12 protein-coding genes and 1 tRNA gene are annotated in these 11,403 nt (G+C 36.0%); 3 read left to right on the top strand and 10 right to left on the bottom strand.

The window, feature by feature from the left end:
- Positions 1-256, bottom strand: a 256-nt coding sequence (locus tag GX311_02445) for a beta-ketoacyl-[acyl-carrier-protein] synthase II (protein NLK15234.1), incomplete at its 3' end; no start/stop codon positions are given.
- A gap of 35 nt (positions 257-291) precedes the next feature.
- Positions 292-528, bottom strand: coding sequence for an acyl carrier protein (locus GX311_02440; GenBank protein ID NLK15233.1), 237 nt, complete (start codon positions 526-528; stop codon positions 292-294).
- Between the two features lie 249 nt (positions 529-777).
- Here GX311_02440 and GX311_02435 point away from each other — a divergent pair.
- Positions 778-850: transfer RNA gene (locus GX311_02435), tRNA-Met, on the top strand.
- An 83-nt stretch (positions 851-933) separates the two neighbouring features.
- Here the strand turns inward: GX311_02435 and porQ are convergent.
- From porQ to GX311_02400, 7 genes are all read right to left on the bottom strand, one after another.
- On the bottom strand, positions 934-1,980 hold the full coding sequence (gene porQ, locus GX311_02430) for a type IX secretion system protein PorQ (GenBank protein ID NLK15232.1): 1,047 nt from the start codon (positions 1,978-1,980) through the stop codon (positions 934-936).
- A 75-nt stretch (positions 1,981-2,055) separates the two neighbouring features.
- Positions 2,056-2,958 (bottom strand): DMT family transporter, encoded by a 903-nt coding sequence (locus GX311_02425; GenBank protein ID NLK15231.1) that lies wholly within the window; start codon positions 2,956-2,958, stop codon positions 2,056-2,058.
- A 62-nt stretch (positions 2,959-3,020) separates the two neighbouring features.
- Positions 3,021-4,913 (bottom strand): 1-deoxy-D-xylulose-5-phosphate synthase, encoded by a 1,893-nt coding sequence (locus GX311_02420; protein NLK15230.1) that lies wholly within the window; start codon positions 4,911-4,913, stop codon positions 3,021-3,023.
- Between the two features lie 235 nt (positions 4,914-5,148).
- Positions 5,149-6,183 (bottom strand): flippase-like domain-containing protein, encoded by a 1,035-nt coding sequence (locus GX311_02415; protein ID NLK15229.1) that lies wholly within the window; start codon positions 6,181-6,183, stop codon positions 5,149-5,151.
- A gap of 72 nt (positions 6,184-6,255) precedes the next feature.
- A complete protein-coding gene (locus tag GX311_02410; protein NLK15228.1) occupies positions 6,256-6,570 on the bottom strand; it encodes a DUF59 domain-containing protein in 315 nt (104 codons plus the stop codon).
- A 70-nt stretch (positions 6,571-6,640) separates the two neighbouring features.
- Positions 6,641-7,081, bottom strand: coding sequence for a SufE family protein (locus tag GX311_02405; GenBank protein NLK15227.1), 441 nt, complete (start codon positions 7,079-7,081; stop codon positions 6,641-6,643).
- A gap of 255 nt (positions 7,082-7,336) precedes the next feature.
- The gene (locus tag GX311_02400) at positions 7,337-7,948 is read right to left on the bottom strand and encodes an NUDIX domain-containing protein (protein NLK15226.1); all 612 of its coding nucleotides are present in this window, start codon (positions 7,946-7,948) and stop codon (positions 7,337-7,339) included.
- On the opposite strand from GX311_02400, the gene GX311_02395 reads away from it, so the two are divergent.
- Both GX311_02395 and GX311_02390 read left to right on the top strand, forming a co-directional pair.
- Positions 7,943-8,578 (top strand): orotate phosphoribosyltransferase, encoded by a 636-nt coding sequence (locus tag GX311_02395; GenBank protein NLK15225.1) that lies wholly within the window; start codon positions 7,943-7,945, stop codon positions 8,576-8,578. The genes GX311_02400 and GX311_02395 overlap by 6 nt on opposite strands.
- Positions 8,579-8,587: 9 nt before the next feature.
- Positions 8,588-9,043 carry a hypothetical protein gene (locus tag GX311_02390; GenBank protein ID NLK15224.1) on the top strand — a complete coding sequence of 152 codons (456 nt, stop codon included), beginning with the start codon at positions 8,588-8,590 and terminating at the stop codon, positions 9,041-9,043.
- A gap of 261 nt (positions 9,044-9,304) precedes the next feature.
- Here the strand turns inward: GX311_02390 and GX311_02385 are convergent.
- A partial coding sequence (locus tag GX311_02385; GenBank protein NLK15223.1) for a tail fiber domain-containing protein occupies positions 9,305-11,403 on the bottom strand: 2,099 nt, incomplete at its 5' end.

The raw sequence follows: 11,403 nt of genomic DNA, 5'->3' as shown, positions 1-11,403 counted from the left end.
CCGCTTCGGCAGCAGATATAAATGCAAACATGGTGTATAGATCATATTTTCTAGCCTCTTTTCTATCGAAATAGTTGCTAGGATCAAAATCTTTAACCTCGCAAGCAAACTGGGTTTTGAATTTTGAAGCATCAAAACGAGTAATTGGTGCGCTACCGCTTACCCCATTGACCATATTTTTCCAAGTTTCTTCGGCAGTGTTGCCTAATGGCGCAATTGCTCCAATTCCTGTTACTACTACGCGTCTGGTTTTCATGGTGCTGAAATTAGTGTTTAATGTTTTTCAAGTTTTTACTTGGCGTTTTTCTCGATGTATGAAATAGCATCGCCAACTGTTCCAATTTTTTCTGCTTGATCGTCTGGAATTGCAATGTTGAATTCCTTTTCAAATTCCATAATTAATTCTACAGTATCAAGTGAATCTGCTCCCAAATCGTTTGTGAAGCTAGCTGTTGGTGTTACCTCGCTTTCGTCAACACCTAATTTGTCAACGATGATACTTTTTACTCTTGATCCAATGTCTGACATAACCTTAATTTTAAGTTAATATTCATTTTTCAATTTCACTCTGCAAAGAAACGAAATTTATGAAAATTATAAAAGTTTTTGAGGCAAAATCATACGTTTTTTAAAAACGGATAGGTTTTTATTTTGAATATGTTCCAATAAAGCATTGACATATAGCCACATGTGACTATATGTCAAAAAGTAGCTATGAAATAATATTTGATTTGATAGTTTATTATCTATTTTTTTGCTATATTTGCACTCCAATAGTGCGGGGTAGAGCAGTTGGTAGCTCGTCGGGCTCATAACCCGGAGGTCGTAGGTTCGAGTCCTACCCCCGCTACCTAAAAAAAGAGACAGGCTTCTGCACTGTCTCTTTTTATTTGGAACTAATCACTATTCAGTCATTCGATTGACGGCAATAAATTATTTGAAAAAGTTATATAAATTAGTTTGTAGTGATATGTGGTTAGAAGCTTGAGAAAGGTGGAACTGTTGACGAGCATAGCTGATGTTAATTTTTTTTGCTCTAATGCCTATTCCAAGTGAAATCCCGGCTAACCCTTTTTTGTTTATTGTTTTAAGTTCACTACGTTGTTGAAAATTACATCCTAATTGCAAATAAAACGATTTGGTTGGTATAAGCTCGAACCCAAAAATTGTGTGTCTAAGAATATTTTCTAACCTGTCGTGAACATAGTCCTTCTCTATTTCTTCGGGTTTGAGGTTTGTATTGTTCGGTTCGCTGACATTATTGTTGCTGTAAATTAGGCTGGGTTGGTCTAAACTATGAAAAACAAATGAGAACCTAAATGGGGCGTGCTTAAGCTTTGTGCTAATTCCAAATTGTATATCATATGGCAAGTCCTCTATGTGATTATCGTAAAATGGTCTTATTTGTTTTCCTATATTTTTGAAAACTAAGGAAACCATTGTATTGTAGTCGGGATTATAAAAATGTGCTCCTAAATCAAAAGCAACACCGTATGATTTGTAAATATCTATTTTCGAGGCCATTGGTTTAAACGCAGCTCCAATATGTATATGTTTGAACAACTCTTTTGACCATATTAAATTGAAATAGTAGTCATTACCTCTGTACGTGCCCAAATTGTATCCAAAATCGTCCATACGGTCGAAGGAACCGTAGTTTAAATACTGAATGCTTATGCCCAAGTTACCCATATCTTTGAGTGAATAACCCCATGTAAGACTGCCATATTTTATTTTAGCGAGATATAGTGCAGTATTAATTGAAAAAAGATTGCTCATTGTATCTTTTAGGGCAGATGGGTTTACTGTTGCAAAATTTATATCATAGTCTGGTATTGCAATGGAATTTCCGCCTAATCCAGCTATACGCGCCGATTGAGGCAAATCATAAAACTTGTATATCCCGATATATCTACTTTGAGCCGATAAAGTGATTGCGGACAACAATAAAATTAACGACAAGTATATTTTTGTTTTCATTCAAAAAGAGATTGAGATATTATTTAACGCTGTTTTGTCATTTGTAGTATGTATCGGTTAGTTATTGAATATACTTTAATTATTTCTGTTTTTTCGTATTGATGTGTAAATGTGGGGTATAACTAATCCACAAATAACAATAAAAATTCCGATAATGCTTTGCAAATATATATTTTCATCTAAAATAACAAAGGCAAACAGTGCGGTTAACGCAGGAATTAAATAGGTAAACATATTTGCAATTGTAATTCCTATACGATTTAAACTGTACACAAACAATGCAAATGCTACGACTGATGCAAATATCCCTAATTTCAAAATTGGATAATATGATTCAAAAGTAAATGGTATGTTTCTAACGGTGTTAACATCAGACAACAAAAAGAATGGCAAAAATAAAAACCATGCAATAATATTTTGGTATACCATAATAGTCATGGTATTGTAGTTTTCTAGCAGCTTTACTAATGTGATTGAATAGCCTAGTGCTGATATAACAGCTACGAACATTAGAGATATGCCTAAAGGGCTGGCAGAAACATCACCAGAGCCTGCAAACACAACCATTCCTACGCCAACAAAAGAGACAATTAACCCTATTAAATGTGAAGGCTTTAGTTTTTGCTTTAGAAACAGATAAGCTGCAAATGGTGTTATAAGTGGTATAAGTGCAATTATTACCGAAGCAACTGTTGCCGATACATGTTTGAGTCCATGTGCTTCAGCCATAAAATAGAGAAATGGTTCGAAAAATGCCAGTATAAAAAAAAGTTTGTAGTGTTTGCGAGCTACCTTTTGTCTTTTAAATACTATTGAGATTATAATGAACAAAATTGTTGCTATGGTCAATCGCAAAAAAATAACTGAAATGGGTGAAAACTTGTTTTCGAAAGCCTCTTTGTACCAAACGAACGACAGTGCCCAAAGAATCATTGCTGTGGTGACTGCAGCATAGGCTAGCAAGTTTTTTTTGTTCATATTGATACTTTTTTCAGTTTAAGGAGTCGTAGGTGTTAAGTTGTTTATAGTAATGTTATGTTTTATGAATCAGCAAAGTTTGCTTTAATGGTTTTAATAATTCCGTTTGTGTCAAATCCACATTCTTGATGAAGTTCTTGAGGTGTACCATGTTGAATAAACCTATCTGGTATTCCAAGACGAATTACTTTTGCATTGTAGTTATTATCAGCCATAAACTCTAATACTGCAGAGCCTAATCCTCCTATTATTGTTCCGTCTTCAACAGTTATTATTGTTTTGTGATTTTGGAATGCATGATGCAACAACTCCTGGTCAATAGGTTTTAAAAATAGCATATTGTAGTGTGATGGGAAAATATTTTCTTCGTTTACCTGTTTTATAGCTTCTGATACAAAATTACCAGGATGTCCGATACTTAAAATTGCAATTTTTTCTCCTTTGACCAATATATTTCCTTTACCTATTGGAAGTTCTTCAAGTTTGTTTTCCCAATTGATATTAACACCGTTACCACGTGGATATCTTATTACAAAAGGTTTACCATTGGGTAGTTGTGCTGTGTACATAAGATTACGTAGTTCAAACTCGTTCATTGGAGCTGCAATAGTAAGATTTGGAATACTTCTAAAATACGCTAAATCGAAGGCTCCGTGATGTGTTGCACCATCTTCGCCGACTAAACCACCACGGTCGAGACACAAAACAACTTGAAGGTTTTGCAATGCAATATCGTGAATAACTTGGTCGTATGCACGTTGCATAAATGTTGAGTAGATGTTACAGAACGGAATTAATCCTTCGGCTGCAAGACCTGCAGAGAAAGTTACTGCATGCTGTTCAGCTATTCCTACGTCGAACGATCTGTCGGGCATTGCTTCCATCATAATACATAAAGAACAGCCGGTAGGCATTGCTGGCGTTATTCCAACGATTTTATTGTTCTCTTTGGCGAGCTCTAGCAGTGTTTCACCAAAAACATCTTGGTATCGGGGAGGAGTGGGGTAATCTTTTTTTGTGCTGATTCTTTCTCCTGTTACCTTATCAAACAGTCCGGGGGCGTGCCATATGGTTTGATTCTTTTCAGCATTCGGGAAACCTTTTCCTTTAACTGTTTTAATATGAAGAAGTTTAGGACCGCTTATGGTTTTCAAATCTTCCATAATAGCTACAAGGTGTTCTACATTGTGTCCATCAACAGGTCCGAAATATCTGAAATTCATTGCTTCGAAAAAGTTAGACTGTTTCAATAGTATAGACTTAACTCCGGCATCAACTTTTTGAATTATATCGCGAGTTTTAGGGGCTAATTTATCGAACTTGCCGAGTAGATGCCAAACCTCTTCTTTTAATCTATTGTATGTCTTTGATGTTGCTATATCTATTAAGTACTCTTTAAATGCTCCAACACTTGGGTCAATAGATATGTCGTTGTCATTTAGTATAACTAACAGATTTGTGTTTTGAGCCCCAGCATTGTTTAATCCCTCAATAGCCATTCCTCCTGTTAGTGCTCCATCTCCTATAATCGCCACTATGTTACGATCATGTTCGCCTAGATGTCGTGCTGCGACTGCCATTCCTAATGCGGCTGAAATGCTTGTTGAAGCGTGTCCTGCACCAAAAGCATCATATTCGCTCTCATCGCGTCTGGGAAAACCGGAAATACCGTCCTTCTTACGATTCGTGCAAAAAAGGTCTCTACGACCAGTTAGTATTTTGTGTCCATAAGCTTGATGTCCAACGTCCCAAACTATTCTGTCGTAGGGAGTATTATAAACGTAGTGCAAGGCAACGCTCAGCTCAACGGTTCCTAAACTTGCGCCGAAGTGACCAGGGTTTGTCGATACTTGTTCAATAATAAATTGTCGAAGCTCGTCGCAAACCGCTGATAATTTGTCAATCGGTAGTTTTTTTAAGTCATCCGGATTATTAATTCCTTGAAGTAGGTTCATTTTGTTTTCTACCCTTTGCTTTTACAAAATATCTGTTAGAGTCTTTTAGCCTGCGAAATTATAGTTTTTTTGGCTTAAATCAAAGAATTAAAACATGGTTTGGAGAAAATGATGTTATGTTCAATTATTGTATTAAAAAAGTAATGATATGATGCTGATTTTTTTGCAAGCATCCTCTTTTAAGGGTTAGAGTAATTTTCAGCGATAGAAAGGTAAACACAATTCTTATTTCTACTCAATCTTTGTTACGTTTAAACTTTGTTTTTATCCAGCGTGGGAAAATTATAGCTCCAATAAATAGATATGGATAATAGGTTATAACTCTCCATAATAGAGCCATTGCGATTATTACAGGTCCAATTAGTGTGGGATCTACCGGGATAACATCTGACAGATATCGGGTAAAGATATACTCAGCAAAACCGCTTCCACCGGGTGTTGGGCTAACTAACATCATTATCCACATAACTAACTGTCTTGCAAATATTAACATATGGTCTTTTACAGTAAAAAACGCTAAAAGCATTGCATTTACAACCCAGTATCGTGATGTCCACGAGAAAAATGTAGCTGCAAAAGCTCGCAGCCACCAGCCGAAAGGTTTTCTTATCAATTCTTTACTGCTAGTGATTATCTCGGTTCCTGCTTTGTTGGCACCTTGTCGCCAGCGTCTGAGTACGGGTAATCGGAATATTTGTAACAAAAGCCATTTTAGACCACGAGGGTTGAAAAATAATCCATAACTTAATAGTATCAGATATGCAAGCTTTAGAGAGTATCCAATTATTGCGAACAGAAGAAATTCGTTTCTAAAATTAAGTCCTGTTTCTTGCGCTAAAAATAAAACTTGACTATCAAGAAATAGTACTAGAAGGGGAAATATTAGTATAAAATATAGTTCATCGAGAAATGATGTTGCCATAACTACTGCCGAGCTTTTGCCAACGCTAATGCCCTCTTTGTGAACGTACAAAATAGCAACACTTGTTCCGCCAACGGCTGAGGGAGTTATTGCTGATGTGAACTCCCATAGCATAATAACTCGGAATATTTGCAACCATGTTAATCTGCCATCGGTCAATATTCTCAAGCGAATCATGTATCCTATATCTCGAAAAGCCATACAACAAATGGCAACAAAAAGCCAGAAAGCGGTTTTTGCAGTAAACGTAAGTACGCTAAAGGCATTGATATCAAACTCTTTCCAAAATAAATATAGTACAACGCCAACCCCTATAATTATCGGGTAAATGACCTTTGATGAACTTATTCCTTTGAAAGGGTTTTTATCCTTATTTTGTTTTTCTTTCACGTTGTTTGGAACGTTTGGTTTTTTGATGTTTTATAGAAGTCCCAACTCTAATTTAGCCTCATCGGTAATGCGCTCCGAGTCCCATGGCGGATCGAAAGTCAAATTAATAAAGACTTCGGCTATACCTTCAACCATCTCTACTCTGCTTTTGACCTGAGACAAAATATCGCCTGCAACCGGACAATTTGGGTTAGTAAGAGTCATGTCGATCATTACACTTGCATCGTCATCAATATCAATATTATATATCAAACCTAAATCGTGGATGTTTACGGGAATTTCAGGGTCGTAAATTGTTTTTAGGGTTTCAACAACTTTTTGATGCAAACTGTTTTTATCTATCATGGTTATTTAAGTTAAAAGTTAAAAGTTTTAAAAGTACGGACATTACACTTGCTCTTTGTTCCTTTTATCTTTACTTTGGTATGTTCGTTTCAAATTTAACTTTATATGCCATTGCATATAGTTTTATTTGTTTAATCATTGAGTTTAAGCCATTTGAACGTGTGGGGCTTAAATGTTCTGACAGTCCGATTTTTTCAATAAATGTGGGTTGGTTTTCAATGATATCGGAAGGTGTTTGATTTGTGTAAGCTCTGATAATCAATGAAATAAGTCCTTTTGTTAGAATTGCATCACTATCACCACGGAAATGTACTTTTCCATCTGAATAATCAGCCAAAACCCAAACTTTTGATTGACAGCCTTCAATAAGATTTTCTTTGGTCTTCATCTCTTCGGGTAGTGGCTCTAAATCTTTTCCTAGCTCAATGATATATGCATATTTATCCATCCAGTCGTCAAAGAGGGCGAATTCATCAATAATAGCATTTTGTTTTTCTTCTATTGTTGTCATTTCGAGATAGGGTACAAATAATAATAGTTATTGTTCAGTAATTTTCAATAATTGTGCAAAAGTAGGGAAAAAGTAATGTTATGTAAAATATTTTTTTAAAATTTGAAATTGAATATAGAGAAAAATGGTTGTTTGAATTGATGGACTAATAATGTCATCCCTTCGGGGTTTGATAGCTCTTTGTATTTGTTTGTGCTATAATCATTTCACCCCTTCGGGGTTTTGATTTGCCTTTTGTCTTCACTATGATATACATTATATTGTGAACGTCTTGAAAAAGTCGGCAATTGAAGCATGTGTGTTTTCAATAAATATGGTTTTGAATTTCGGAGCAAGCCAAAATGCATCAACAATATCTTCAGAGGTTTGAGGTGTGAGAGGCTGTTTTTTACAACTCATTCTATACCAAAAAGTTTTTTTTAATATTGTCTTCGTCTTGTACTGATAAACGTGGTATGTATAGCCGGAGAAATTGACAATAACGGGATTGTCGATGCCGCACTCTTCAATCACTTCGCGTATTGCGGCATTTTTACGACTTTCCTTCTTCTTGATCTTTCCTTTGGGCAAATCCCACTTACCAAGTCGGTCAATTACCAAAAATTCGTTGTTTTCGTTAAAAACCACTCCTCCAGCTGCTTTTATTACTTCGAAATTTTTTTTAAACTTTTTAAATGCTTTTTTAGGTTTACGAGTAACGATCAAAATTTCTCTTTTTTGATCATCGTTGAGCAGTGAATTTATTATGTTAGTCCAATCGAAACCTTTACGGAAAGAATAAAAATCCCTATTTTTGTCGTTAGATAACGAAAAGTTGTCTGTAATTTTCAAAAAACTGTCATCAAAAAAAATTTTAATATCATGCATAATGGTAATAATTTAGCCGAAAATTTGGCAAAAAAACTTTTGCAAATTAATGCAATAAAACTAAATCCCACAAATTATTTTACATGGGCTTCGGGCATTAAAAGTCCTATTTATTGTGATAATCGGCAGACACTTGCATTCCCCGAAGTTAGAAATCTTATTTGCGAAGGTTTTACAGATTTGATACGCGGAAAATATCCACAAGCAGAATATATAGCGGGTGTTGCTACCGGTGCCATAGCACATGGAATGTTGGTCGCAGACAGGCTGAATTTGCCATATATTTATGTGCGTCCCAAACCAAAAGATCATGGTTTGGGAAACCAAATAGAGGGGTTGATAGAAAAAGGTAAGAAAGTTGTTGTTGTGGAAGATTTGATATCGACAGGGGGAAGCAGTCTAAAAGCTGTTGAGGCACTGCGTGAAGCAGAGTTTTCGGTTTTGGGGTTGGTGGCAATTTTTACCTATGGTTTTGATTTAGCTAAGGCAGCATTTGAACAGTCGAAATGTGAATGTAGTGTGTTGACAAATTACGAGACCCTGCTTTCGGTAGCGGTAAAAAATGGTAATATAAAAAATAGCGAGGTTGAACAGCTAACCGAATGGCGAAAAAGTGTTAACAAACAATAAACAACTGATATGCTTAACAATGAACTTAAGATAGTAAGTAGAATAGCAAAGCTTCATACCCCGTCAACAGCAATATACAGAATGATTTCTGATTTTAGCTTTATAGATAAAATTAATCCGCCTGACGATAGGGTTAAAATAGTTGGTTGCGATAGTGATATGTGTAAAATCGCTATTGAGGGTGGGGGAGAGTTTACAATGGTTATTGAGGAGCGGAAAGAGAATGAATTGGTGAAATTTTCAAGTGACTCAGGCAGCTCATTCGATTTTAAATTGTGGATACAATTAAAAGAGAAAGTGGCTTATGAAACATATTTACGCATTACTTTGCATGCGACAATGAACCCTTTGATGAAAATGGTTGCGCAGAAACCTCTTACAAATTTTGTTGAAACTATGGTTGACAAGCTTGAGCAGCGATTTAGTGTTAATAGTTCTACTTATGATTCAAACTACGAAGCGTAACTACAATGAACAATTAGCAATGAAGAATTAACAATTGGAACGCAGATAACACGCATGCAACAGATTTGTACGGATTTTTTCTGCGATAATTTGTTTAATCAGTGTATTCCGTGTTTTAAGAATGTTAGAAAACAAGAAACGCCTTTTTCAGTGTTACCTTCAAAAAGCGTTTCTTATAACTAAAAATCAAGTAAAAAAATATTTAGTAGAGACGTAATAATATGACAGAGACGCCATAATATGACGTCTCTACTGAAAAAATTATTTAGTTTTTAGTTGCTCTTTAACAGTTTTTAATTCTTCAATAAGTTTGTTTATTAGTTCTTGTTGCTCTTTGTTTACAGTATTTAATTTATTTATAGCTTCCTGTTGCTCTTTTATTGCTTCAACTAACACAGGGGTTAATGTAGCATACTCAATGCTATAATATATTTCGTTACCCTCTTTATCTTTTCCGCCACCGTTAACAATTTCGGGTAGTATCTCTTTAACCTCTTGTGCTATAAAGCCAATGTTTTGTCCTGGGCGGTGGTTGGTTTCATCTTTCCAGTTAAAGGTTACGCCCTGCAGTTTAAGCACGCTTTGTAGTGCACCTTCCAAGGGCTTAATATTGGTTTTTAGGCGTTTGTCGCTGGTGTTGTTCCATGCATATGTACCACCGGCAAGTCCATTTACATATAACGTATGAGAGGGGTTTACAGAATAGCTATTAATAGTTAGGCGATTTTCTGAAAGGTCACCATGCAATAAAATTTTTGTCTGATAACCAATAAGAAGCCTTTTGTTTATAGTTGTTTCTGTTAAATAGTAACCTGCAAAATCTCCCATGACAATATTTGAACTACCTTCTATTATTTTCCTGGCAGCAGAATTACCAATGATGATATTTTTATCACCTGTTTTCCAATTCAGACCTGCACTGTAGCCCATAAAGATGTTCCCCGAAACTGTAGAGGGATCACTACCTTCATAATATTCTCCGGCACTGTTACCTATAAAGATATTTCCAGCTCCCATTTTATTACTATAGCCTGTTTTAATTCCAATAAACAAGTTGCCACTTCCTGTGGTGTTATTATAGCCTGCAACGTCTCCTATGAACACATTTCTATTACCACTTGAGTTATTATATCCAGTACTGTCACCTATTATCACGTTTTTATAACCATAAGTATTATTATATCCAGTTTGGTTACCCATAAATACGTTGCTTCCACCACTAACGGTTTTATATCCAGAACCAGTTCCCATAAACACGTTGTTTTTACCAGAGGTATTGTTGTAGCCTGCTTGAGTTCCCAAAAATACGTTGTTTGAACCTGTAGTATTGTTGTAGCCAGCTTGGTATCCTATAAATATGGCGTTACTATAGTTACTACTTGTTGATCCTTTACCTGCCTCGTTACCCATTATTACGCTCCTATTTACAGTTTTTGCTAGATTAGCAGATGACGAGCCAAGTATTACGTTGTTACTACTCGCTCCAGTTATATTTTGCCCAACCTGATTTCCCAAAAATACGTTGTTAACACCTGTGGTATTATTGCAACCAGCAGAACTTCCCATAAATACGTTGTTTGTTCCAGTGGTGTTTTCTCGACCAGCGTAGTGTCCAATAAGTATATTGTTACCCCCTGTAGTGTTTCTGATACCAACCATGGAACCAATAAATACGTTGTCACTACCTTCAGTATTGTATATACCGCTGCTTTGTCCAATAAACACATTATCCCTGCCTGTAGTGTTATATAAACCAGCTTGGTTTCCCATCATCACGTTGCTTGAACCAGTGGTATTATGGCGACCAGCTAAGTCCCCAATAATTACGTTACCATCACCTTCGGTATTATCACTACCAGCACTATTCCCCAGAAATACGTTGGCATAGCCTGTGGTATTACTGTAACCCGCAAAATTACCTATCATAACGTTACTTCCACCGGTCGTATTGGATGTTCCTGCCTTGTAGCCCATAAAGGCATTGTAACTACCCTCAGTATTGTTTTTTCCGGATTCATATCCAATAAAAGAGTTGTATTTGCCAGTAGTAACACTACTTCCAGCCCCATGCCCAATATAGTAGTTTTCTGGTGTTAAATGCATAAAGCTTTGTGCAGGATTTTTACCGGATGAAAGTCCTCCTATAGCAAACCCACCTTTTGCGGCTTTGCTACTATCAACGTTTACGTAAACACGTGTGCTATCAGCTGTTGCAACAAAGATATTTTTTGCTGGAAGCCCTTTACCTGAAGAGAGTCCACCAATAGCGAAACCTCCTTTGGCCGCTTTGGTTGAATCAGTATTTATATAAATACGTGCGCTATCCGGGTTTATAAAAAACAGGTCTTTAGTAACATCCT

Source organism: Bacteroidales bacterium, from assembly GCA_012519055.1.
Classification (GTDB): Bacteria; Bacteroidota; Bacteroidia; order Bacteroidales; family Salinivirgaceae; genus JAAYQU01.
Note: the sequence above shows the minus strand (reverse complement) of the source record. Positions and strands in the feature narration are given on the sequence as shown.